We start from the raw sequence: 22,949 nt of genomic DNA, 5'->3' as shown, positions 1-22,949 counted from the left end.
TTCTCTTTTCCCTCTTCCTGTGGGAGAGGGCCAGGGTGAGGGCACCCATTTGCAGAGGAGCCCAATCCCATGCCATCACGCTCGCCGTTCTTCGCCAGTGCCCGCGGTCGTCTGCTGATCTTTAATCTGTTGGTGGTGGCGGTGACGCTGATGGTCAGTGGTGTGGCGGTGCTGGGTTTTCGGCATGCCAGCCAGATCCAGGAACAGGTACAACAGCAGACGCTGGATGACATGACCGGCAGCATGAACCTCGCCCGCGATACCGCCAGCGTGGCAACCGCGGCGGTTCGGCTTTCGCAGGTGGTGGGGGCGCTGGAATACAAAGGAGAGGCCGAGAGGCTGAAGCAGACCCAAATGGCGCTGCGGCACTCGCTGGAACAGCTCGCAGATGCGCCCTTAGCGCAGCAGGAGCCGGGGCTGGTGGCGCGCATTATTCGTCGCAGTAATGAGTTACAGCAAAGCGTGACGGGCATGCTGGAGCGCGGACAGCGGCGCCATCTGCAGCGTAACGCGCTGCTTAGCTCGCTGTATCAAAGCCAGAGCTATTTACGCCATCTGCAGGATATTAACCGTCGGTTTGGCAGCAACATCCCGGATGCGCAGCAGCTTGCGGAAATGGACAGGCTGATTCTCGCCGCCATCGATACCCCCTCACCGCGCGCCACCCTACAGCAGCTGGACGCCGTTACCGCAACGTTGCCCCATCGCGCGACGCAGCCCGTGGTGAATCTTGTTCTGCCCGATTTCAACGACGAGCTACGCAGGCTTGCCCCGCTGTCAAAGCAGCTTGAAGAGAGCGACCTGGCGATAAGCTGGTATATGTTCCACATCAAGGCGCTGGTGGCGATATTAAATAGCGATATCAATCAGTACGTTGAGCAGGTAGCGGAGGCTTCCCGGCTGCGTACGGCCCAGAGTCATCAGGAGCTGCGGTCCATCAGCGTATTTATCAGCATATTCGCCGTACTGGCGCTGATCATCACCGGTTGCGCCTGCTGGTATATCTACCGCAATCTGGGCTCCAACCTGACGGCGATCTCCCGGGCGATGTCGCGTCTTGCCCATGGCGAGCAGGACGTTTCGGTGCCCGCGCTGCAGCGGCGTGATGAGCTGGGAGAGCTGGCTCGCGCGTTTAACGTCTTTGCCCGCAATACCGCCTCGCTGGAGCACACTACCCGTCTACTGAAAGAGAAAACCTCCCAGATGGAGATCGACCGCATCGAGCGTCAGGGACTGGAGGAGGCGCTGCTGCACAGCCAGAAGATGAAGGCCGTTGGTCAACTGACGGGCGGGCTGGCACATGATTTCAACAACCTGCTGGCGGTGATAATCGGTAGCCTGGAGCTGACCGATCCCGACTCCAGTGATGCCCCACGTATCGCCCGCGCGCTCAATGCCGCCGAGCGCGGTGCGTTGCTGACCCAGCGTCTGCTGGCTTTTTCCCGCAAGCAATCCCTGACTCCGCATGCGGTAGAGATGAAACCGCTGCTGGAGAATCTCAGAGAGCTGATGCGCCACTCCTTGCCCGCCACCCTGAGCCTGGAGATAGAGGCTCAATCCCCGGCCTGGCCGGCGTGGATAGACGTTGGTCAGCTCGAAAACGCCATTATCAACCTGGTGATGAACGCCCGCGACGCGATGGAGGGGCAGACGGGCGTGATTAAGATCCGCACGTGGAATCAGCGCGTCACTCGCAGCGACGGACGCAGGCAGGATATGGTGGCGCTGGAGGTGATCGACCGCGGCAGCGGTATGACGCAGGAGGTCAAATCCCGGGTGTTCGAGCCGTTCTTCACCACCAAGCAGACCGGCAGTGGCAGTGGGTTAGGGCTGTCGATGGTGTACGGTTTTGTGCGTCAGTCCGGCGGCCGCGTCGAAATTGAAAGCGCGCCGGGACAAGGCACCACCGTGCGGCTCCATCTGCCGCGCTCAACGCTGCCCGTCGTTCCTGAAGATGAAACGCACTCTGCCACCGCATCCGCTGAAAACGAACGGCTGGTGCTGGTCCTGGAAGATGAGGCCGATGTTCGCCAGACCCTGTGCGAGCAACTGCATCAGCTTGGCTACCTGACCCTTGAAGCGGAAAGCGGTGAGCAGGCACTGAACATGCTGGCGGCCTCGCCGGATATCGGCATGTTTATCAGTGATCTGATGCTGCCGGGCAGCCTGAGCGGGGCGGAGGTTATCAACCACGTGCGCAGCCACTACCCGCAACTGCCGGTGTTGTTGATCAGCGGTCAGGATTTACGTCCGACGCACAATCCACAACTGCCGGATGTAGCGCTACTGCGCAAACCGTTTACCCGCGTACAGCTGGCGCAGGCGCTGCGGAAGGTGATCATAATTTGAGATTCCTCCGCTACCTCTCCCGTTTGCGGTTAATTACCGTAAGGCCAGTTCACCTGCGAGTCTGGCCTTATGAAACGTTACTCTACCGCTCTGTTATTTGGTCTGCTGTCACTCTCCAGCCAACTGGCGCATGCCGATGTGATTGATGATGCCATTGGCAACATTCAGCAGGCGATCAACGATGCCTATAACCCCGGCAGCAGCCGCAGCAACGATGATGACGATCGTTATGACGATGACCGTCGCATTGATAGCCGTCAGTATGACGACCGCCGTCGGCAGCTTGAAGACAGACGCCGCCGTTTAGACGAGCGCCAGCGCCAGCTTGATGACGACAGACGACGCCTGGAAGAGGATGAGCGGCGGTTAGAAGAGGATTACGATCGCGGTTAAGTGCGGCCTGTTGCCCTCACCTCAACCCTCTCCCACGGGAGAGGGAGAAAACCTAATCCAGCACCAACACCATGCCGTCATATCCCGCTTCGATGCCGTCCGGCAGCGGGTTATCCATCATCCACTCGTCAAACTGATGGCTGATATGGGTCAGGATCACCTGCGGGCAGCCAATCACCTCGTTCAGTGCCACCACGGTGTTTAAATCGCAATGGTTGCGCGGCGTCTGCGGGCGCGGTTCATGGCTACAGTCGATGATCATCGCCTGCGGCTGGTTGTTAAGCAGAAATTTCACCGTTTTCTCCGGCAATCCGGCAGTATCAGAGAGCCACGCCACGCGGCTGTGGGCGGACTCCAGCAGATAACCAAAGGTGAGTTTCGAGTGGTTGAGCGGCAGCGGCGTCACCCGCAGGCCCTGCAGCTCAAACATCACAAACGGCTCCAGCGTATGGCTGAAATCCAGAATGCCCGGGTGTTTGAAGAGATCGTCACATCCGGCTTCATCCGGCGGGCCGTAAACGGGGATCGTCGCGCCAACGCCCCAGCGCAGGGGAAACAGCCCCTGAACGTGATCCATATGGTAGTGGGTCAGCAAAAACTGCTGAAAGCTGCCGGCTGGCCAGTCGTCCATCAGGTGCGGAATACCCGCGTCCAGTAGCGTCACCGCATCATTGAATTTGACGGCCGCGCTACAGGGCCGACGACGATAATTCTCCTGCAGACGTGCCCGGCGGCATGCCGCGCAATCGCAGCCAAACACCGGGACCAGCTGGGCACTGCCGGTGCCCGTTAACGTGATGGTCAGACTCATCGTGCACCTCTACAACGGTTTGGTGAAACGAAAATGGCTCTGCGTATACCCTTCACGAACATAAAAACGGTGGGCGTCCAGCCGCCGGACGCTGGTGGAGAGCTCCGTCAGCTCCGCGCCCGCCTGCCGCGCGGTGTCCTCTGCCCATGCCAGCAGTTGGCTCCCCACTTTAAGACCACGCGCCTCGGGCATCACCACCAGCTCCTGGATTTCGCCGATCCATCTGGCGTGGTGCAGGTGAAACTGCATATGCAGGCCAATCATACCCACTACCTGTCCATTCAGCTCTGCCAGCTGATAACGCATATTGTGGTCCTGCAGATTGGCCAGATACCCGGTGTGGAACGCCTGATGATCAAATTCGGCCTGTTTTAACTCGCAGATCAGCGCGTAAACGATTTGCGCATCATCGGCGGTGGCGGGGCGAAGCGTGCAGTCAGGCATGCTGTTTCTCCTTCTGACGGATAAGTGATAAAACGTTATCGACTGACTGTAGCAAACTTCCGTCGTTGTTGAGGATGTGGCAATCCGCCGGGGTATAGCGCTCTGCGCGTTCGAGTCGCTGCGCGATCTCTTTTTCGCTTTCGCGTCCGCGGCTTTGCAGGCGGCTGCGCAGGACATCCGGCGAAACCTGCAGACAGACCGGCAGCAGCGCCGAGGCATACCTGGCGCGTGCCTGGGGCAGATGCGCACGGGAGCCGTTGACCAGCACGTCAAAACCCGCGTGTAGCCACAGGTCGATCTCAATGCCGATCCCGTAGTAGTAGCCGTTGGCGTGCCAGCTGAGCGCCAGCAGATTCTGCCCGGCGCGAGTGAAAAATTCCTGTTCGCTCAGGGCGATATGGTTTTCACTACCTGCATTCGCCGCCCGGGTAATATAGCGATGTGCGACCAGCAGCTGCGGGTGTTCCCGCTGCCGTAAGGCGGACAGCAGGCTGTCCTTCCCGGAGCCGGAGGGCCCCATTAACCAGATGACTCTTCCCATCAGAACACCCGTTTTCCCTGACGCCAGACGTGGTCGATATGGATGTGCTCGCCCTTACGGTGGGCCAGCACCAGATCCGCCCGTTTTCCTTCGGCTATCTCGCCCCGGTCGTGAAGATTAAGCGCCGATGCCGGGTTCTTCGTTACCAGGCGAATTGCCTCCGGCAGCGTGAAGCAGTTGCTGTCGTCATCCGCGACGCGGAAGGCGGCGTCCAGCAGGCTGGCGGGGTAGTAGTCGGAAGAGAGAATATCCAGCAGGCCGAGCGAGGCGAGTTTGCTTGCCGCCACGTTGCCGGAATGCGAGCCGCCGCGCACAATATTCGGTGCCCCCATCAGCACGTTCATGCCGTGTGCGCGGGAGGCTTCTGCCGCCTCAAACGTGGTAGGAAATTCAGCGATCACGCTGCCAAGCTGGTGGGATTCGCGGACATGATCGTGCGTGGCATCATCATGGCTGGCCAGCGCGATGCTACGGTCCCGGCACATTGCGGCAATCGAAACACGGTTCGGCTGTGACCACTGTGCCGCCAGCGCCAGCTGCTCTTCCTCGTAGCGCGCCATCTCCACATCGTTAAGAGAATATTTGCCCTGGTAATACTCGCGGTATTTTTCGAGGCTGGCGAACTGGCGCTGCCCCGGCGAGTGGTCCATCAACGAGACCAGCGACACTGGCTCGCGGTCTACCAGCTTTTCAAACAGCGGCAGGGTGGTATGATGCGGCAACTCGCAGCGCAGATGCAGGCGATGTTCGGCGCGGTTAAGACCGCGCTTTTGCGTCTCTTCCACTGCGTTGATCATCTTTTCCAGATTCTCCAGCCGATCGCCGCCGTCGCGCACGTCACCAATCGCCACCGCATCCAGCACAGTGGTGATGCCGCTGGCAACCATCAGCGCGTCGTGGCTGCTCATCGCCGAATGGGCGGGCCAGTCCACCTTCGGCCGTGGGGTGAAGAATTTATCCAGATTATCGGTGTGCAGCTCAATCAGCCCTGGCAGCAGCCAGCCGCCTTCGCCATCCATCGCTTCGGGCAAATGGCTTCGGGTTTCGGCATACGCGCGGATCGCGCCGTCGCGGATCTCAATCGAGCCGTCGATGACCTCATCTTCCAGCACCAGCCTGACGTTATTGATAATCATACGTTTGTCCCCATCGGGTGCAATCTGTCCGCCACGCGGTTGCGAACGCTCTCGTCGTGGAAGATCCCGACGATCGCCGCGCCGCGCGCTTTGGCCTGTTCGATCAGTTCCACCACTGCCGCGCTGTTTTTGCTGTCGAGCGAAGCGGTGGGTTCATCAAGAAGTAAAATCGGGTAGTCGACGATAAACCCGCGAGCGATATTCACGCGCTGCTGCTCGCCGCCGGAAAAGGTCGACGGGGCAAGATGCCAGAGGCGCTCGGGCACATTGAGGCGCGTCAGCAGGCTGGCGGCTTTGGCGGCGCAGGTTTCGCGCGGCACGCCGAGATCCAGCAGCGGCTGCATGACCACATCCAGAGCGGAGATCCGCGGGATCACCCGCAGAAACTGGCTCACCCAGCCGATCGTCGAGCGGCGGACTTCCAGCACCTTACGCGCGGGGGCCTGAACCAGGTCGACCCATTCATCGGCATGGCGAATATGAATGTGCCCCTCGTCCGGCAGATAGTTGGCGTACAGGGAGCGCAGCAGGGTGGATTTTCCGCTGCCGGAGTGGCCGTGCAGCACCACGCATTCGCCGCTGTTCACCTTCAGAGAGGCATTTTGCAGCACCGGCAGACGCACGCCGTTTTGCTGGTGGAGCACAAAGGTCTTACTTACGTTTTCTACGTGGATCATTTTGGCCTCGTGGCGTTTTCTTGCCGGGTGGCGGCTTCGCTTACCCGGCCTACAAGGTACGGCGTTCGTTTTGCCGGGTGGCGCCCTCAATTCTGCAATACGGATGACACCAGCAGCTGGGTGTAAGGATGGAGCGGATCGTCGAGCACGCGGTCGGTTAACCCACTTTCCACCACCTGACCCTGCTTCATTACCAGCAGGCGGTCTGCCAGCAGGCGAGCGACGCCCAGATCATGGGTGACAATCACCACCGCCAGGTTCAGCTCTACCACCAGGCCACGCAGCAGGTCGAGCAGGCGCGCCTGCACGGAGACGTCCAGCCCACCGGTGGGTTCATCCATAAACACCAGCTTCGGGTGGGTGACCAGGTTACGGGCGATCTGCAGGCGCTGCTGCATGCCGCCGGAGAAGGTGGTGGGCAAATCGTCGATGCGCGAGGCGGGGATCTCCACATCGGTCAGCCAGCGCTGTGCGGTTTCCCGGATGTTGCCGTAGTGCCGTGCGCCGGTCGCCATCAGCCGTTCGCCGATATTGCCTCCCGCCGAGACCTGACGACGCAGCCCGTCCAGCGGATGCTGATGTACCACGCCCCATTCGGTGCGCAGCAGGCGGCGGCGTTCAGCCTCGCTCATGCCATAGAGGGAGGCGCCCTCATACAAAATCTCGCCGTTCTGCGGGGCCAGGCGCGCGGAGATGGACTTCAGCAGGGTGGTTTTGCCCGAGCCGGATTCACCGACAATTCCCAGCACCTCGCCCGGCCACAGCTCGAACGAGACGTCGCTGAAGCCTTTGCCCGGCGCGTAAAGGTGGGTCAGGTTGTTCACTGAAAGCAGCGGTTTCATTGGCTGTTCGCCTCGCTCTGTTGGCGGCAGTAATCGGTGTCGGAGCAGACAAACATTCGTTTGCCCGTGTCATCCAGCACCACTTCATCCAGATAGCTGTGCTTCGAGCCGCAGATGGCGCACGGCTCGTCCCATTCCTGCACCGTGAACGGGTGGTCATCGAAATCGAGACTCTCCACGCGGGTGTAGGGCGGGACGGCGTAGATACGCTTTTCGCGCCCGGCACCGAACAGCTGCAGGGCAGGCATCATGTCCATTTTCGGGTTATCGAATTTCGGGATCGGCGACGGATCCATCACGTAGCGCCCGTTGACCTTCACCGGGTAGGCGTAGGTGGTGGCGATATGGCCGAAGCGGGCGATATCTTCATACAGCTTCACCTGCATCACCCCGTACTCTTCCAGGGCGTGCATGGTGCGGGTTTCGGTTTCGCGCGGCTCAATAAAGCGCAGCGGCTCCGGGATCGGCACCTGGAAAATCAAAATCTGATCTTCCGTGAGCGGCGTTTCGGGAATGCGGTGGCGGGTCTGGATAAGCGTCGCATCTTCGGTTTTTTCGGTGGTGTTGACGCCCGTCACGCGCTTAAAGAAGTTGCGAATCGACACGGCGTTGGTGGTGTCGTCGGCTCCCTGGTCGATGACCTTCAGCACGTCTGACTCACCGATGACGCTGGCGGTAAGCTGAATGCCCCCGGTGCCCCAGCCGTAAGGCATCGGCATTTCTCGACCACCAAACGGCACCTGATAGCCGGGGATAGCGACCGCTTTCAGGATGGCGCGGCGGATCATGCGTTTGGTTTGCTCGTCCAGATAAGCAAAGTTGTAGCCGCTTAGGTTAGCCATTTTCACGCTCCCGTTGCAGACGTTTCAGCAGTTCCAGTTCGGCCTGGAAGTCAACGTAATGCGGCAGCTTGAGGTGCGAAACAAAGCCCGCCGCCTCGACGTTATCCGCATGGGCCAGCACGAACTCTTCGTCCTGTGCCGGGCCGGAAATCTGTTCGCCGTAGTCCGGCGCCTGCAGGGCGCGGTCAACCAGCGCCATCGCCATGGCTTTACGCTCGCTCATGCCAAAGACCAGCCCGTAACCGCGGGTAAAGTGTGGGGTGTCGTCGTCAGGTGCGACAAAACCATTCACCATTTCACACTCGGTCATTAGCAGTTCACCGACGTTCACAGCAAAACCCAGCTCTTCTGGGATGATTTCGACGTCGAGATAGCCGCTGCGGATCTCCGCCGCAAACGGGTGGTTACGCCCGTAGCCGCGCTGCGTTGAATAGGCCAGCGCCAGCAGATAGCCTTCGTCCCCGCGCATCAGCTGCTGCAGGCGAGACGAGCGTGAACAGGGGTAAACGGGAGGCGTGCGGGTGATGTCGTCGGGTTGCGCTCCGGTCTCTTCTTCAGCCTTTGCCAGACCCTGCTTCGCCAGCAGGCTAAAGACGTGCGGAGATGCTTCCTGCCCGGTCTCCGTGGTGCTGAGCGTCGGCGTTTCGCCGTTCGCCAGCAGGGTGAAATCCAGCAGGCGGTGGGTGTAATCGTACGTAGGGCCAAGGAGTTGGCCGCCAGGAATATCTTTATAAATGGCGGAAATTCTCCGCTCCAGGCGCATTTCTGCCGTATTGACCGGCTCGCTCACCGCCAGGCGGGGAACGGTGGTGCGCCAGGCGCGCAGCAGAAAGATGGCCTCGACGTTGTCGCCGCTGGCCTGCTTCAGCGCCAGCGCTGCCAGTTCACGGTCGGCGACGCCGCCTTCGGTCATCACCCGATCCACCGCCAGGTTCAACTGCTGCTCAATCTGGGCGACGCTCAGCTCGGGAAGCTGTTCATCACCCCGTCGTCTGTGCGCCTGTAGCGCATGGGCGGCGGCGATGGCCTTCTCGCCCCCTTTGACGGCAACGTACATCAGCACACCTCCACGTGGGTGGTTCGCGGGATCGCCAGCAGGCGCTCGCCGCAGGTCAGGATCAGGTCAATGCCCAGCGGGAACGGATGCGGGCGTTCGGTCAGCTCATGAATAATGCACTCCGGCAGCTGTGGCGCGACCATGCGTTCGTCGGCAATCCCCGCCCCGGTCAGGCGCAGCATGCGACCACCGCTCAGGCTGGCGACCTGCAGGATCAGCGTGGCGCTGGTCTCCGGTGCTACTGCGCTGCCTTCACTCAGGGCATTGAGCTGCTCATGGCTGATTTGCTCATCGGCAACGGCAAACACCGCCTGACGGGGCTGCTCAACCAGCGGGGCGTTAGTGTGAAAACGCAGATTCTGGCTGGCGATGTCATTGGATAACGTCCCCGAAAGCCACACCGGCGTATCGTTGTCGGCGAGAGTCAGCAGTACGCTGGTGGTCGCCAGGTTCAGCGGCAGCCAGCCCTGGGAGAGCTGATGCAGGGAGACAATTACGCCAGGCTCGCTCATGGCTTTCAGCAGGCGACGAAAACTGTGTTGGGCATCCTGGACAGCCAGGGTAAAAGCGGGTTGAAGCGTCATGCGTTATCTCCGCGAACAAGCGTAAAGAAGTCGACCCGGCTGGTATTGACTTGCGCCTGACGTGCGGCAGTGCGCGCGGCGAGGTCGGCTTCCAGCGGGGCAATCAGGGTTTCCATCAGGGTCTGGAAATGGGGTTGTTCCTGCAGCAGGGCGTCGATCACCGCGCAGCGCTCGGCGTGCGGTTTATCGCGACCGAGCACGTAGCTGTAACCCAGCGTGCCGCTGCTCAGACGAATGACCGCGCGGGTGAGGGCGGCATCACCGGCGAAAAAGCGCTCCCCGGTGCCGCCCATTCTTGCCTGGATCTGTACCAGGCCGATTTCCGGCGCGCGGAGCGTTTCATAGTCTGGCGTCAGGTTAAGCGCGTTCATGCGGCTCGCCAGTGCAGCAGGCTGGCTATGGGCCAGGGCGCGCATCCAGCGCTGACGGGTGGAGGTGTCGAAATGCATTCAGTGCTCCATGGTGAATTCAATCATGTCGGCGCGGGTCAGGCTGACGGAGTACTCCGTTGCGTTGATCTCGCCGTCACGGTGGTTGAGGGTGCGCACGCAGAGCAGCGGAGCCATGTTGGGGATCTCCAGCACCTTGCTCTCTTTCGCCTGCGCGCGGCGGGCGCTGATACGCGTCTGGGTACGTTTGAGCACAAGACCCGTGGCGTCCTGCAAAAAGTCATGCAGTGAACCGCTGGAGAAGTGTTGCAGCACCGGCCAGAGGCTCAGGTCGCTGAAGTAGTGATCTATCTGGCAGACTGCCACGCCATTGACCCGGCGCAGGGTGCGCAGATGCACAACGTTGTCGCCCTCCTGAATACCCAGCGCATCGGCTACATGGCTGGAGGCCGGACGCAGCACGGAGAGCAGTTTTTCGCTGGTGGGATGGCTTCCCTGGTCGAGCAGGTTCTGACTAAAGCGCGCCTGGGCATTGAGCGGGTAATCGAACGGGCGCATCAGCACCAGCACGCCGACGCCCTGACGGCGCTGTACCCATCCGCGCTCAACCAACTGATCGATAGCGCGGCGCAGGGTGTGGCGATTCACTTCATAGCGGTCGGCAAGCTGCTGTTCGGCTGGCAGGTAGTCTCCGCAGCGATAATGGGTGCGCAGCTCCACTTCGAGCTTTGCTGCAATCTCTTGCCAGCGGGTAGGGTAACTGGTCGGATGTCTGGATAAGTGCATACCAATCAAAGCCTCGCTTCTCAGATGAAGTGCTTACGCAAACGTTGAGAGAGGAAATCCAGCAGGCTGACGGTGATGATGATGAGTACCATCAGGGCGCAGGTTTGCTGGAACTGGAAACCGCGGATCGCCTCCCACAGGGTGACGCCAATGCCGCCTGCGCCGACCATGCCGACGACGGTGGCGGAACGGACGTTAGATTCGAAGCGGTAGAGCGAATAGGAGATCAGCAGCGGCATGACCTGGGGCAGCACGCCGTAAAGGATCTCTTCAATTTTGTTGGCGCCGGTGGCGCGAATACCTTCGACCGGGCCGGGTTCAATGGCTTCCACGGCTTCGGAAAGCAGCTTGGAGAGCACGCCGGTGGTGTGGATGAACAGCGCCATCACCCCCGCGAACGGCCCCAGACCCACGGCAACCACGAACAGCATCGCGAACACCATTTCGTTAATGGCGCGGCAGGCGTCCATCAGGCGGCGCATCGGCTGATAAACCCACCACGGAACGATGTTTTCCGCGCTCATCAGGCCAAACGGAATGGAGAGGATGACGGCCAGGGCGGTCCCCCAGACGGCGATTTGCAGGGTGACAGCCATTTCGCCGAGATAGTCCTGCCACTGGCTAAAATCGGGCGGGAAGAAGTCGGCAGCGAAGGTGGCCATGTTACCGGCGTCTTTAAACAGCAGCAGCGGATCCATCTCCGCGCCCTTCCAGGAGATAACCAGCACCGCCAGCAGGATGGCCCAGCTAAATAGCGAGAACCAGCTGCGTTTCGGCGGTGGGAGGGTGATGGTTTGCATGTTGACTCCTTTTTGTATTCTCCCTCTCCCCGTGGGAGAGGGCCGGGGTGAGGGCATCAGCGTGCGCATTTCCCCCTCACCCTAACCCTCTCCCTCAAGGGAGAGGGGACTTAAGTTACTGCACCGCTTTATTCACACTGGTCATTGCACCAAGCGCGGCTGTCAGGCGGTCCAGGTCTTCCAGCTGGGCCTGAATAGCTGCCACTTTGCTGGTCTTCTCCTCGTCCTTAAGCCCCTTGTTGTCCTTCACGCCCTGCATCTCTTTAAACAGCGCCAGCTGGCGAATCGGGACCAGCTGCAGGTCGCTCGACGGGCGGAACGGTGCCCAGCCCAGACGCGTCAGCACGGCTTTCTCTTCCGGCGTTTTGCCGTAGGTCATAAAGAAGTCGTACACCTTGTCCTTGGTGCCTTCAGAAAGGTTTTTGCGCCAGACAATCGGGTCACCCGGGATGAGAGGGGATTTCCAGATCACCTTCAGCTCTTTCAGCTTGTCCGGTGCGGAGGTCTTCAGCTTGTCGAGGTTTTCGGTGTTGTTGGTGGCGACGTCCACCTGCTTGTTGGCCACGGCCAGGGCGTTGGTTTCATGGCTTGCATTGACGGTGCGTTTGAAATCGCTGGCAGAGGCATTATTTTTGGCGAAGACGTAATAGCCCGGCACCAGGAAGCCAGAAGTGGAGTTTGGATCGCCGTTGCCGAAGGTCAGTTCTTTACGTTTGGCGAGCATATCGTTGAGGTTATTGATCGGGCTGTCTTTGTTGACGATCAGCACGCTCCAGTAACCCGGAGAGCCATCGGCAGCAACGGTCTGGGCAAAGACCTGGCCGTTTGCACGATCCACCGCTTCCATGGCGGAGAGGTTGCCATACCAGGCGATGTCCACTTTGTTAAAGCGCATCCCCTGGATGATGCCCGCGTAATCCGGGGCGAAGAAGGCGTTTACTTTGATCCCCAGTTTGGTTTCCATATCTTTCAGGAAGGGCTCCCACTGAGGCTTCAGGTTCTGCTGTGATTCCGTCGAAATAATGCCAAAGTTCAGCGCTTTTTCCTGCTCCTCGGCGTACGCAGGGCTTAACAGGGTGCTGATGCTGAACATGCTGGTGAAAGCCAGCGCGGCAACCGTTTTATAGCTCATTTCCATTCCTCGTAGTGGGGACGTTATGCAGCCTTCGCGTTCTCTTCGACACGGTTAATGCTGCGGTAGAGATGGTCAAAACGTTCGTTATCAAACTGGTGGCTTGCGCCATCAAAGAACACATGTCCCTGACGCAGGGCGACAATGCGCTCGCAGTAGCGCAGGGCGTAATCCACCTGATGCAGCGTCACCACCACGGTGATGCCGTCGTTCTGGTTAATGTCATGCAGGGTTTCCATCACGATGCGGGCGGATTCCGGATCCAGCGAGGCGATGGGCTCGTCGGCAAGGATGATTTTCGCTTTCTGCATCAGGGCACGGGCGATGGCCACGCGCTGCTGTTGTCCACCGGAGAGGGTGGAGACGCGCTGATGGGCGAAGTGCGCCATGCCTACGCGGGTGAGTGCCCGCAACGCCTCTTGCTTCTGTAACGGGGAGAACCAACGCAGACAGGTGCGCCAGAATGGGGTGCTGCCGAGCGCGCCAATCAGCACGTTCTCCAGCACCGTCAGTCGATTTACCAGATTAAATTGCTGGAAGATGCAGCCTGTCTGCGCGCGGCTTTTGCGGATATCCCGCGCCAGTCGCCCTGCGCGCTGTACGGTGTTGCCCAGCAGTTCGACGTGGCTTTCCGGGATGCTATCGCCGGTAATCAGGCCGCTTAAGTGACGCAGAAGGGTGGATTTACCTGAACCGGATGGCCCCAGCAGCGCTACCATGTCGCCCTGCTGGACGGTCAGATCAACGGCATGCAGAGCCTTGTTGTGATGAAAGGTCTTGCTCAGTTTCTCTACGCGGATGACGGTTTGCATATGCTGGGCCTCACAATAAATGTGGCCTCATGCTGGCGCATCAATATGACATTTGGGTTAAGTGCAGGTTGCGGGAGTTTGAAGAGTTGAAGTGAAAACGATGACAATCTTTCCAGGCCCGGTCAGCGCAGCGCCACCCGGGGTTGTTGCCGGATGCGCTGCGCTTATCCGGCCTACGAACTTTGTTGCTGCTTAACGACGTTAATCATCCACGGCACGCCGTATTTGTCGGTGACCTTACCGAAACCGTGCGCCCAGAAGGTCTCCTGCCAGGCCATTTCAATATTTCCGCCATCCGCGAGATTGTCGAACCAGCGTTTGCCTTCATTGACATCCTGTGTGTCGAGAACCAGCGTGAATCCGGCATACTGCGCCTTACTGCCCGGCGGCAGGCCATCGCTCATCATGATATCGCTGCCCGCAATGCGAACGTTGGAGTGGGCTATAGCGGAGTCCGGGAACTGCATGCCAGACGGGCAGCCTTCTTCGCTGCTCTCGCTTTTTGGCATTTCGCCGAAGGTGATTTTATAGAGGAGTTCTGCGCCGACGGCCTGCTGATAAAAGGCGGTTGCCTCTGCGCAGTTGCCGGCGAAAGAGATGTAGGGACTTAACGGCATAATCTTTACCTCACGTAAGAAAAGCCCATTAAGTGTAGTGGGTGTGTGCCCGGTAAGCGAAGCGCCACCGGGCGGGCAAATCAGTTCTTTTTCACAAACTCAGATTTCAGTTTCATTGGACCAAAACCGTCAATTTTGCAGTCGATATTATGATCGCCTTCAACCAGACGGATATTCTTCACTTTGGTCCCGATCTTCAGCATGGAAGAGCTGCCTTTAACCTTCAGGTCTTTGACGACGGTGACGCTGTCGCCATCTGCCAGCAGGTTACCGTTAGCATCTTTTACAATCAGCACGTCAGCATCCTGTGACGGCTCTGCGTCGTTCCATTCGTGGGCGCATTCCGGGCAAATGAACATGCCATTATCTTCATAGGTGTATTCAGAATTGCATTTCGGGCAGTGTGGAAGTTGCATCGGGGGTATCCTCAAAAAAGTGCTTAACACGCTGGAAAGTGCCAGCAAAATGACGGCAGAGCGCCGAAAAAGAGGGCAAGTATAACGCAAATCCACACGATTGTCGGTGATATTGTTTAATAAAAAAAAACCGAAAAGCGTGTTGCGGGTGACACTTTCTGTCAGTCGGTTAAGCGATGCTAACGCCATTAACGTGTTGGGAAGAATTGACACTGAATATATCGAATATTTTATTGCGGCAAATTGCTACGTTCCGCCATTTCGGATAAGGTGAAGCGACACATTGTTATTTATCGCCGGTTTTCGTCGTCGTACATCTGTTATGACGCTGAACCATTCCCTCTCTTTTTAGGTGGGTAAATAATGATGATATATCCTGAAGTTTCTTAAAAATGGGCTACGCTTTTTATCTTTTGACTATGAGGTCAGGAGAAAAGCTTTTCACGCCATGCAAGGATAGCGATTTATTTCTGATTGTCTTCAATCAGTTATATTTCGGTGAACATGTTTTCCACACGTGATCATATAAGCCGAAAAACATAATTAAAACCCGGTGGCTTAATAAAAGTAATAAATTTGCGTTAAGGAAAGGCTTTTATCATGCACACACAGACAATTTTTGAATTAAGCCAGGAAGCAGAACGGTTGCTACAACTCGCCCTGCAAAACCTTGATACCTTGAAATCAATGCCGATAGCGATGCTGGAGAGTACCGCGACGGCCATTACGGGTGAAAAGAACAACGTTTTACCTTTGCATTTTAGCGCGCGTGGTGTCGAAGCACAGCAGGCGATGCTGAATAGTGAATTACGCAAAATAACCCGTCTGGAAATGGTGCTGGCTATTGTTGGAACCATGAAGGCGGGGAAATCGACCACCATTAATGCGATTGTAGGCACCGAAGTGTTGCCCAACCGCAACCGTCCGATGACGGCGCTTCCGACCCTTATTCGTCATACGCCGGGCCAGAAAGAGCCGGTACTGCATTTTACGCATGTCTCTCCCATTGATGATTTGATCCAACTGCTACAGAAAAAGCTCTGCGATGACGATCGCGGTAAGCTGGCGCAGCGTCTGGAAATCGATAAAGACATGAATACGCTGCTGGAGAGAATTGAAAGAGGCGAGGCTTTCGAGAAGCACCACCTTGGGGCGCAGCCGATATTTCATTGTCTGAAAAGCCTGAACGACCTGGTGAGGCTCTCTCAGGCGCTGGACGTGGCCTTCCCATTCTCAGAGTACGCGGCGATAGAGCATATACCGGTGATTGAGGTGGAGTTTGTGCATCTTGCGGGTCTGGATGCGCACCTGGGGCAGCTGACGCTGCTGGACACGCCTGGGCCAAATGAAGCCGGGCAGCCCCATCTGCAAAAAATGCTCACCGAACAGTTGTCCCGCGCCTCCGCGGTGCTGGCGGTGATGGACTATACCCAGCTCAAATCGATTTCTGATGAAGAGGTTCGTCAGGCCATTTCGGTAGCGGGAAAATCGGTGCCTTTGTATGCGCTGGTGAATAAATTCGACCAGAAGGATCGCAACAGCGACGATGAAGAGCAGGTCAGGGCGATGATCTCCGGGACCTTAATGAAAGGGAACATCTCTCCGGGACAAATTTACCCTGTTTCGTCGATGTGGGCCTATCTGGCAAACCGCGCCCGCTATGAGATGGCGAACCATGGGCAGCTACCGGATCACCAGGAACAGCGCTGGGTACAGGACTTTGCCGAGGCCGCGCTGGGGCGTCGCTGGCGTACGGCGGACCTGGACGATATCGAACATATTCGCCATGCGGCTGATTTGCTGTGGGAAGATTCGTTATTTGAACAACCTATCCGCAAACTGATTTACGCCGCCTATGCCAATGCGTCGTTATTTGCGCTGCGTTCGGCGTCGCATAAGCTGCTCAACTATGCCCAAAATGCCAGAGAGTATCTCGATTTTCGCTATCAGGCCCTGACGGTGGCCTTTGAATCGCTGGAGCTGAATATTACGCGTCTTGAAGAGGATATGGCTCTGCTGCAAACGCGGCAGCGCGTGGCCAGCGAAGAAGTCAAACACGAAGTGGAGCAGGCCCTCCACGCCACTGACGATTTTATGGCGTTGCAGAAAGGAGCCCTTCAGCAGGCGATTGGCCATATCTTCAACAGCCACACGCTACTTGATTTGGCAGGTATTGATCCGCTGAATCATCGGCAGGATGCACCGGAGGCGCTGACGCAGCTGGTGCTGGATGATGAGAGGCAGGCGCAAACGGTACTGAACAGCATCCGCTCCGCCTGCGAGCAGGTCATGCTGGACGCACAGACGAAAATCAGCCGGGAGCTGGCGCTTCGCTTCGATCAGCTGGAGTCTACGCTGGCGCGTTCGCTGAATGAGGCGATGCGGCCCATTGAGCTGCGTATTAAAGAGCAGCTCAGCCATGCCGGTTTCCGGGCGCGGATCAGTTTCCCGGCATTTCAGGCAAATCAGCTGAACTTCAATACGCGGGCGCTGTTTACTGATGCCATCGCGGAGGATACCCGTCCGGCAGGCCAGCCATCGGCTGCGGGAAGTGTACGGGAAACGGTGTCGCGCTGGCTGAACAATCCTGGCTGGGGCTGGGAAGATTATGTGGCGACGCGCACGCGATACGTTATTGATATTGCGCAGCTGCATGACAAGTTTATGCAGCATATTGATCAGTTTTGTGAACAAATCCGTAAAGCTTTAACCGCGCAGGTCGATGTCTCTGTTACGGCGGGTATGGCAACGTTCTTTGCAGAATTTTCGTTATGCCTTGCCGGGTTACAGGAAAGCTTGCGTGATAGCCTCGCAGTCCGTCAGCAAAATGAGCATTCGACCCGATCGCTCAGCCAGCTGTTGAAACAAAGTATCACGACTGCGACGTGGATTCAGGAAGATACCCGACTGTTACGCGATGATATTCAAACTCTTTTCGCGGCAGAGCAACCATGACAACACAGCTACTGGACGGTCCCGGGCGGACGCTGGAGTGTATCCATCCTAAATTTATGGTCGATCTGGTCCAGGGGGTAGACGCGCCGCGTCATACCCATCTGGGGCCGCAACAGCTGCAGTTTCGTGAGCGTTTGACGCAGGAGATCATGACGCACACCCGGCTGCGACCGTGGGCAATGGCGGGAATGCTCAACGAAAATGCGGCTCTGCGCCTGGGGCTGGCGGAAAAGCTGGCCGGCATGCTGGATCCGGGGCATCTCGCGCTGACGCGTATGGCCGATAAACTGGTTGCCCTGCGCCAGCAAACCTCTCTGCGTACGCAGCCCTCGCCGGGCCTGGTTCAGCAGTACGCTGAACTCTCTTCCCATTTTCTTCAACGCGCAGCCTATAAAGAAAAGGCGTTGTCCCAGCGTGGGTTAACGGTGCAGGCGGGCGATCATAGTGAGCAGATTTTTACCCGCTGGCGGGCCGGACACTATGATGGCTGGTCGCTGGCCGGGCGTTGCTACATTGTTCTGGAAGAGTTGCGCTGGGGAGCATTTGGCGATGCCTGTCGTCTGGCGAATGCGGACGTGGCGGCAATGCTCAAGGATAACCTGCGCAGCATGGCGGCAAATTATCTGGCGCAGGGGATCAATGCTTCTCCCACTACCCGCCATTTTTATCACCAGTGGCTCACAACCCCCTCTACGCCGGGGAGCATCGATCATAAAGATATGCTGGGCTGGCTGGGGGACTGGTGTCAGGCGGACAGCCACCCGGTGAGCTGGTCAGTAACCCAAAACTGGCAAACGGTCGCGCTGGGTATGCCGAGACTCTGTTCGGCAAAGCGGCTGGTGGATGGGATGGTGGAAGAAATTTTTGGTTGAACCCCTCACCCGGTGGGGAGAGGGGCCGGTCTTATGCGGTGCGTTAATGATGAAGCTCTACCGCTTTCGGTTCTGTATCCGGCTCGGGGAGATTGCCGAAGCGCTTCGCATACAGGGCCGTGATGATGGGCACCAGAATGGCGGTGACGATCACGCTGGCGGCAACCAGCGCCGTTGCCGAGGCCGCAACCGGTTCGAAAGCCGGGTTAATCTGGGCAATGATCACCGGATTCGCCACGGCGGCCCCGGCGGCTGAAGAGGCGGCTACACCTGCCGTTCCGTTTCCTCCGCCAATTACGCGATCGGCAATGATCAGCGGAATGCCGGTGATAATGATAACAGCCACGCCCAGGACAATACCCAGCAGACCGGTATCGAGGATCACCTTCAGGTTAATGGTATTCCCCAGCGCGAAGCCGAAGAACGGGATCAGCACCGGCGTGGCTTTGCTGAAGAAATCGCGCAGATCGTGGTCCAGATTCCCCAGCGCAAAACCGATCAGGAAAGGCAGGATCGCGCCGACAAAGTGGTGTGGTTCAAACGAGGCCAGTCCCGCCGAGCCCAGAATCAACATCGTCATCAGCGGACCGGACTCCAGAGACATCAGCACAAAGGCGCCAGACTCCTCTTTTGTGCCGTACTGGTTCATCAGGCTGGCATAGAGCCCACCGTTAGTCATATCCATCGCTGAGACAATAGCCAGAACGGATAATCCGGCGAAGAATCCGGTCTGAATGCCATTCTCCGGAATGAACAGTGCACAGACCATTGCCACAACCCAGGCAACCGCAATTTTCGTTATAACCAGCGTTCCGGATTTACGTAATACGGTACCCGTTGCCCGCAGGTTAATAGATGCTCCAATACAAAAGAACCAGACGGCCAGAATGGGCACGGTTCCCGTAATCATTCCTTTTGTGAAACCACCAAAATAAGCACCGGTATCAGGTGCCAGGGTATTCAGAATGGCGCCAAGCACCAGAGGAACCAGCATCATCCCGCCGGGGATGCGTTCTATTGTGGCTTTAATCTTCATGTACAACCCTCACATCGTGTCCCGCGTGGCGGACGGAATGCTATCGAAAATAAAATCAACAAATTCAATTAATTGAAAGGATGCTTAGCCTAGCGCTTCGTTATCCTTTCAGGGAAATTAATCGCGTGCTCTTGATTCATGCCGCTCAAAAGCCCGCTGGACGTTGCGTTCGGATTTATCATGCGATCATTGGAATGATGATTCAATGAAAATAAAACAGTGTTTTAGTTATCTCTATCACATATTCAGCGTAAATATTAGAACCGCGTTTTAATATTTAAAATTTATGTAAATCTGATGTGACGCAGTATGGTTTTGAGAATTGTTGTTCAGGCGATAATAACGTGCGTGAGCATGTTCTTTTTTGGTGGATAAGAAAGAGCTGATGGGCGGAAATTGACAAATATTGAACTCAGTTGACGATACGGAAAAATATATGTGAAGTTGATCACAAATATAAACGCTGGTAGGGTAAAAAGGTCATTAACTGCCCAGACAGGCGTCAACAGGTTCGGTTGTATCGACGTAAAACGTCAATGTAAGTAAACCTGCTACGCTTGAATAAGGCGATTCGCATGGAGCGGATCCCCGTTTCACGGTTCACCAGATGGCCGGTGAAATGGACAGGGCTGAGTCTACGAGGAAAGCTATGCTTAGAAGGAAAAAGATTAAACCCATCACGCTTCGCGACGTCACCATCATCGATGATGCAAAACTGCGTAAAGCGATCACTGCCGCCTCGCTCGGTAATGCGATGGAATGGTTCGATTTTGGTGTCTACGGCTTCGTGGCCTATGCGTTAGGTAAAGTGTTCTTCCCCGGCGCCGACCCCAGCCTGCAGATGATTGCCGCGCTGGGTACGTTCTCGGTTCCCTTCCTCATTCGCCCGCTGGGTGGTCTGTTCTTCGGTATGCTTGGTGATAAATATGGTCGTCAGAAGATCCTGGCAATCACCATTGTCATTATGTCGATCAGTACATTCTGTATCGGCCTGATCCCGTCTTATGCTTCGATTGGCATCTGGGCGCCAATATTGCTGCTGCTCTGTAAGATGGCTCAGGGATTCTCCGTAGGGGGAGAATATACCGGTGCCTCGATCTTCGTTGCAGAGTACTCCCCGGACCGTAAACGTGGCTTCATGGGAAGCTGGCTGGACTTTGGTTCCATTGCCGGGTTCGTCATGGGGGCGGGCGTGGTGGTGCTGATTTCAACCGTGGTTGGTGAGGCGAACTTCCTTGAATGGGGCTGGCGTATTCCGTTCTTCCTCGCGCTGCCGCTGGGGATCATTGGCCTGTACCTGCGTCATGCGCTTGAAGAGACGCCTGCGTTCCAGCAGCACGTTGATAAGCTCGAGCAGGGTGACCGCGAAGGTCTGCAGGATGGCCCGAAAGTCTCCTTTAAAGAGATCGCGACCAAACACTGGCGCAGCCTGCTGGTCTGTATCGGCCTGGTGATCTCCACGAACGTGACTTACTACATGCTGCTGACCTACATGCCGAGCTATCTGTCGCATAACCTGCACTACTCGGAAGACCACGGTGTGCTGATCATTATCGCCATCATGGTGGGTATGCTGTTTGTGCAACCGATTATGGGGCTGTTGAGTGACCGCTTTGGCCGTCGACCGTTCATTATTCTGGGTAGCGTTGCGCTGTTTGCCCTTGCTATTCCGGCATTCATTCTGATTAACAGCAATGTGCTGGGCCTGATTTTTGCCGGCTTGCTGATGCTGGCGGTGATCCTCAACTGCTTCATCGGGGTGATGGCCTCTACACTACCGGCCATGTTCCCGACGCATATTCGCTACAGTGCGCTGGCGGCGGCCTTTAACATCTCGGTTCTGATTGCCGGTCTGACGCCGACGCTTGCCGCCTCTCTGGTGGAAAGCACGCAAAACCTGATGATGCCCGCTTATTACCTGATGGTTATCGCGGTGATTGGTTTGATTACGGGTATTACCATGAAGGAGACGGCGAACCGTCCTCTGAAAGGGGCGACGCCTGCGGCATCGGATATTCAGGAAGCGAAAGAGATCCTGCGCGAGCACTATGATAACGTCGAGCAGAAGATTGAAGATATTGACGCAGAGATTGAAGAACTGCAGAAGAAACGCTCCCGACTGGTGGACCAACATCCACGCATCAACGAGTAATCAAAAACCCGCCGCTGGCGGGTTTTCTTTTATTAGCATCCTGCGGCGATGTAATCGCCATTGGCGCTGATGGGGATCACCGTCAGGAACAGGATGGTCGCAAACAGGATCAGAACAATCCCGCCGGCAATCTTGACCGCCGGAACCAGCCACTTCAGCGAGGTGTCGCCGCCAAACCAGGCGACCGTGCGCTCCCGGGCGTAACGCACGGCCAGCGATAGCCCCATAATCGACAGCGCGGTTCCCAGCGACATGGTCATTACCGCGGCCATTCCCCAGGTGACGATGCCCAGCGCATTCGAAAACATCAGGATCATAATCGCCCCACTGCACGGACGCGCGCCGATCGCCAGAATTACACCCAGACGGGTTTTCCAGTCACCCTGCGCAAGGTCTGCCCCTACGCCGTGATGGCCGCAGCCACAATGTTCATCATGCTGGTGAAGGGGCGTGATGGCGGAGATTGCCATCCTGCGCGGGCGCAGGCTTTTCAGCGCCTGGTAAATGATAAACGCGCCGAATGCGCCAATGAGGACCGCGCTTATCTTCTCGACATACCAGCGGCTGGTACTGATATCCCCGGACGCCAGGTTAAACCCCACCGCCAGAATAAAGACAAAGAGAATGGCGCTGACGCCCTGCAGCATACTGCCAAAAAAAGGAACGACCCGGGCAGCCAGTTCGCTCTCTTTATTTGTACTGAGATAGGTAGTGACAATGAATTTGCCGTGCCCCGGCCCGATAGCGTGAAGTACGCCATAGAAGAACGCGCCGGTTAATAGCCATAAGCCACCGCTGTACTGATGGTTATTAAGCTGCAACAGGTACATCACCAGATAACGGTGCAGGGTGATTTGCGTAGCAAGACACCACTGGATGAAAGCCCCCCAGTGTGCGTGCAGAGTGAAGCCCGCAATAAGGAGTAGCAGCGTCATGAGGCCAGCGCCAGGAATGCGCCAGTCTCGGGTGAGGCGTTGTGTGATCATGGATATTGTCTGTCAGGGAAAATATTTGCCAATAGTATAGTTGATTATCCCCCTCAATCCGTGGGTTCTTATGAAGCTTACGCGTTGTATTGTGGATAAGTCTGTGTGTAAAAGGGTATAAGGCGGGGTTTTGCTGGGGAATACAGCAGTCAGTCATCTTTTTGCAACTTTTCGGTTGCGGTCGCTCGGGAACTCCCTATAATGCGCCTCCATCGACACGGCGGATGTGAATCACTTCACAAACAACCCGGTCGGTTGAAGAGAAAAAATCCTGAAAATCAGGGTTGACTCTGAAAGAGGAAAGCGTAATATACGCCACC

General features: G+C 57.2%; 23 protein-coding genes. 5 read left to right on the top strand and 18 right to left on the bottom strand.

The features are described from left to right. The first annotated feature begins 69 nt into the window (after positions 1–69). Complete coding sequence (locus tag EQV24_RS22755; protein WP_130627081.1) at positions 70–2,349, top strand: hybrid sensor histidine kinase/response regulator; 2,280 nt, start codon at positions 70–72, stop codon at positions 2,347–2,349. 69 nt (positions 2,350–2,418) lie between these two features. Next, positions 2,419–2,742 (top strand): DDRRRQL repeat protein YjdP, encoded by a 324-nt coding sequence (yjdP, locus tag EQV24_RS22750; protein WP_013095099.1) that lies wholly within the window; start codon positions 2,419–2,421, stop codon positions 2,740–2,742. 52 nt (positions 2,743–2,794) lie between these two features. Here the strand turns inward: yjdP and phnP are convergent, their stop codons facing one another. From phnP to EQV24_RS22670, 16 genes are all read right to left on the bottom strand, one after another. Further along, a complete protein-coding gene (gene phnP / locus EQV24_RS22745) occupies positions 2,795–3,553 on the bottom strand; it encodes a phosphonate metabolism protein PhnP (protein ID WP_057072552.1) in 759 nt (252 codons plus the stop codon). 9 nt (positions 3,554–3,562) lie between these two features. After that, on the bottom strand, positions 3,563–3,997 hold the full coding sequence (gene phnO, locus EQV24_RS22740) for an aminoalkylphosphonate N-acetyltransferase (protein WP_023621470.1): 435 nt from the start codon (positions 3,995–3,997) through the stop codon (positions 3,563–3,565). Further along, positions 3,990–4,541, bottom strand: a complete 552-nt coding sequence (gene phnN / locus EQV24_RS22735; RefSeq protein WP_095455743.1) for a ribose 1,5-bisphosphokinase — start codon at positions 4,539–4,541, stop codon at positions 3,990–3,992. Before phnN ends, phnO begins: the two co-directional genes overlap by 8 nt. Further along, positions 4,538–5,674 (bottom strand): alpha-D-ribose 1-methylphosphonate 5-triphosphate diphosphatase, encoded by a 1,137-nt coding sequence (gene phnM, locus EQV24_RS22730; RefSeq protein WP_130627080.1) that lies wholly within the window; start codon positions 5,672–5,674, stop codon positions 4,538–4,540. The genes phnN and phnM overlap by 4 nt, the downstream gene beginning before the upstream one ends. After that, the gene (gene phnL / locus EQV24_RS22725; protein WP_013095104.1) at positions 5,671–6,351 is read right to left on the bottom strand and encodes a phosphonate C-P lyase system protein PhnL; all 681 of its coding nucleotides are present in this window, start codon (positions 6,349–6,351) and stop codon (positions 5,671–5,673) included. The genes phnM and phnL overlap by 4 nt, the downstream gene beginning before the upstream one ends. A gap of 86 nt (positions 6,352–6,437) precedes the next feature. Then, on the bottom strand, positions 6,438–7,193 hold the full coding sequence (gene phnK, locus EQV24_RS22720) for a phosphonate C-P lyase system protein PhnK (protein WP_013095105.1): 756 nt from the start codon (positions 7,191–7,193) through the stop codon (positions 6,438–6,440). Next, entirely contained in the window at positions 7,190–8,035 is an 846-nt protein-coding gene (phnJ, locus tag EQV24_RS22715; protein ID WP_013095106.1) for an alpha-D-ribose 1-methylphosphonate 5-phosphate C-P-lyase PhnJ, read from the bottom strand. Before phnJ ends, phnK begins: the two co-directional genes overlap by 4 nt. Further along, the gene (locus EQV24_RS22710) at positions 8,028–9,092 is read right to left on the bottom strand and encodes a carbon-phosphorus lyase complex subunit PhnI (RefSeq protein WP_029882901.1); all 1,065 of its coding nucleotides are present in this window, start codon (positions 9,090–9,092) and stop codon (positions 8,028–8,030) included. The genes phnJ and EQV24_RS22710 overlap by 8 nt, the downstream gene beginning before the upstream one ends. After that, complete coding sequence (gene phnH / locus EQV24_RS22705) at positions 9,092–9,676, bottom strand: phosphonate C-P lyase system protein PhnH (protein WP_014830323.1); 585 nt, start codon at positions 9,674–9,676, stop codon at positions 9,092–9,094. The genes EQV24_RS22710 and phnH overlap by 1 nt, the downstream gene beginning before the upstream one ends. Continuing rightward, entirely contained in the window at positions 9,673–10,125 is a 453-nt protein-coding gene (gene phnG, locus EQV24_RS22700; RefSeq protein WP_014830324.1) for a phosphonate C-P lyase system protein PhnG, read from the bottom strand. The genes phnH and phnG overlap by 4 nt, the downstream gene beginning before the upstream one ends. After that, positions 10,126–10,851, bottom strand: a complete 726-nt coding sequence (gene phnF / locus EQV24_RS22695; protein WP_013095110.1) for a phosphonate metabolism transcriptional regulator PhnF — start codon at positions 10,849–10,851, stop codon at positions 10,126–10,128. A 20-nt stretch (positions 10,852–10,871) separates the two neighbouring features. Next, the gene (gene phnE, locus EQV24_RS22690; RefSeq protein WP_014830325.1) at positions 10,872–11,651 is read right to left on the bottom strand and encodes a phosphonate ABC transporter, permease protein PhnE; all 780 of its coding nucleotides are present in this window, start codon (positions 11,649–11,651) and stop codon (positions 10,872–10,874) included. 115 nt (positions 11,652–11,766) lie between these two features. Beyond that, positions 11,767–12,783, bottom strand: coding sequence for a phosphonate ABC transporter substrate-binding protein (gene phnD, locus EQV24_RS22685; protein ID WP_038980858.1), 1,017 nt, complete (start codon positions 12,781–12,783; stop codon positions 11,767–11,769). Between the two features lie 23 nt (positions 12,784–12,806). Further along, complete coding sequence (gene phnC / locus EQV24_RS22680) at positions 12,807–13,595, bottom strand: phosphonate ABC transporter ATP-binding protein (RefSeq protein WP_013095113.1); 789 nt, start codon at positions 13,593–13,595, stop codon at positions 12,807–12,809. A gap of 173 nt (positions 13,596–13,768) precedes the next feature. Next, positions 13,769–14,212, bottom strand: a complete 444-nt coding sequence (yjdN, locus tag EQV24_RS22675; protein WP_023621457.1) for a VOC family metalloprotein YjdN — start codon at positions 14,210–14,212, stop codon at positions 13,769–13,771. A gap of 80 nt (positions 14,213–14,292) precedes the next feature. Continuing rightward, on the bottom strand, positions 14,293–14,628 hold the full coding sequence (locus EQV24_RS22670; protein WP_013095115.1) for a zinc ribbon domain-containing protein YjdM: 336 nt from the start codon (positions 14,626–14,628) through the stop codon (positions 14,293–14,295). 600 nt (positions 14,629–15,228) lie between these two features. On the opposite strand from EQV24_RS22670, the gene crfC reads away from it, so the two are divergent. Beyond that, a complete protein-coding gene (crfC, locus tag EQV24_RS22665) occupies positions 15,229–17,583 on the top strand; it encodes a clamp-binding protein CrfC (protein WP_013095116.1) in 2,355 nt (784 codons plus the stop codon). Continuing rightward, positions 17,580–18,455, top strand: coding sequence for a diguanylate cyclase regulator RdcB family protein (locus tag EQV24_RS22660; protein WP_029882903.1), 876 nt, complete (start codon positions 17,580–17,582; stop codon positions 18,453–18,455). The genes crfC and EQV24_RS22660 overlap by 4 nt, the downstream gene beginning before the upstream one ends. Before the next feature lie 43 nt (positions 18,456–18,498). Here EQV24_RS22660 and kdgT read toward each other — a convergent pair whose 3' ends face one another. Beyond that, complete coding sequence (gene kdgT / locus EQV24_RS22655; protein ID WP_013095118.1) at positions 18,499–19,491, bottom strand: 2-keto-3-deoxygluconate transporter; 993 nt, start codon at positions 19,489–19,491, stop codon at positions 18,499–18,501. Positions 19,492–20,140: 649 nt separating this feature from the next. Here kdgT and proP point away from each other — a divergent pair. Next, positions 20,141–21,643, top strand: a complete 1,503-nt coding sequence (gene proP, locus EQV24_RS22650) for a glycine betaine/L-proline transporter ProP (protein ID WP_013095119.1) — start codon at positions 20,141–20,143, stop codon at positions 21,641–21,643. Between the two features lie 32 nt (positions 21,644–21,675). On the opposite strand, the gene EQV24_RS22645 is transcribed toward proP, so the two are convergent. Beyond that, positions 21,676–22,629, bottom strand: coding sequence for a nickel/cobalt transporter (locus EQV24_RS22645; protein ID WP_044159025.1), 954 nt, complete (start codon positions 22,627–22,629; stop codon positions 21,676–21,678). Between the last annotated feature and the right edge of the window lie 320 nt (positions 22,630–22,949).

Origin of the sequence: Enterobacter sp. A8 (assembly GCF_004296595.1) — a bacterium.
Classification (GTDB): Bacteria; Pseudomonadota; Gammaproteobacteria; order Enterobacterales; family Enterobacteriaceae; genus Enterobacter; species Enterobacter cloacae.
This window is presented reverse-complemented; position numbering and strand designations above follow the sequence as displayed.

Coding starts and splice junctions, on each gene's coding strand:
- phnC (WP_013095113.1), bottom strand. CDS start 13,595: ATGCAAACCGTCATCCGCGTAGAGAAACTGAGCAAGACCTTTCATCAC.
- phnM (WP_130627080.1), bottom strand. CDS start 5,674: ATGATTATCAATAACGTCAGGCTGGTGCTGGAAGATGAGGTCATCGAC.
- phnK (WP_013095105.1), bottom strand. CDS start 7,193: ATGAAACCGCTGCTTTCAGTGAACAACCTGACCCACCTTTACGCGCCG.
- EQV24_RS22670 (WP_013095115.1), bottom strand. CDS start 14,628: ATGCAACTTCCACACTGCCCGAAATGCAATTCTGAATACACCTATGAA.
- crfC (WP_013095116.1), top strand. CDS start 15,229: ATGCACACACAGACAATTTTTGAATTAAGCCAGGAAGCAGAACGGTTG.
- yjdP (WP_013095099.1), top strand. CDS start 2,419: ATGAAACGTTACTCTACCGCTCTGTTATTTGGTCTGCTGTCACTCTCC.
- phnD (WP_038980858.1), bottom strand. CDS start 12,783: ATGAGCTATAAAACGGTTGCCGCGCTGGCTTTCACCAGCATGTTCAGC.
- phnG (WP_014830324.1), bottom strand. CDS start 10,125: ATGCATTTCGACACCTCCACCCGTCAGCGCTGGATGCGCGCCCTGGCC.
- EQV24_RS22645 (WP_044159025.1), bottom strand. CDS start 22,629: ATGATCACACAACGCCTCACCCGAGACTGGCGCATTCCTGGCGCTGGC.
- phnJ (WP_013095106.1), bottom strand. CDS start 8,035: ATGGCTAACCTAAGCGGCTACAACTTTGCTTATCTGGACGAGCAAACC.
- proP (WP_013095119.1), top strand. CDS start 20,141: ATGCTTAGAAGGAAAAAGATTAAACCCATCACGCTTCGCGACGTCACC.
- phnO (WP_023621470.1), bottom strand. CDS start 3,997: ATGCCTGACTGCACGCTTCGCCCCGCCACCGCCGATGATGCGCAAATC.
- EQV24_RS22660 (WP_029882903.1), top strand. CDS start 17,580: ATGACAACACAGCTACTGGACGGTCCCGGGCGGACGCTGGAGTGTATC.
- phnF (WP_013095110.1), bottom strand. CDS start 10,851: ATGCACTTATCCAGACATCCGACCAGTTACCCTACCCGCTGGCAAGAG.
- EQV24_RS22755 (WP_130627081.1), top strand. CDS start 70: ATGCCATCACGCTCGCCGTTCTTCGCCAGTGCCCGCGGTCGTCTGCTG.
- yjdN (WP_023621457.1), bottom strand. CDS start 14,212: ATGCCGTTAAGTCCCTACATCTCTTTCGCCGGCAACTGCGCAGAGGCA.
- phnP (WP_057072552.1), bottom strand. CDS start 3,553: ATGAGTCTGACCATCACGTTAACGGGCACCGGCAGTGCCCAGCTGGTC.
- kdgT (WP_013095118.1), bottom strand. CDS start 19,491: ATGAAGATTAAAGCCACAATAGAACGCATCCCCGGCGGGATGATGCTG.
- phnE (WP_014830325.1), bottom strand. CDS start 11,651: ATGCAAACCATCACCCTCCCACCGCCGAAACGCAGCTGGTTCTCGCTA.
- phnH (WP_014830323.1), bottom strand. CDS start 9,676: ATGACGCTTCAACCCGCTTTTACCCTGGCTGTCCAGGATGCCCAACAC.
- phnL (WP_013095104.1), bottom strand. CDS start 6,351: ATGATCCACGTAGAAAACGTAAGTAAGACCTTTGTGCTCCACCAGCAA.
- EQV24_RS22710 (WP_029882901.1), bottom strand. CDS start 9,092: ATGTACGTTGCCGTCAAAGGGGGCGAGAAGGCCATCGCCGCCGCCCAT.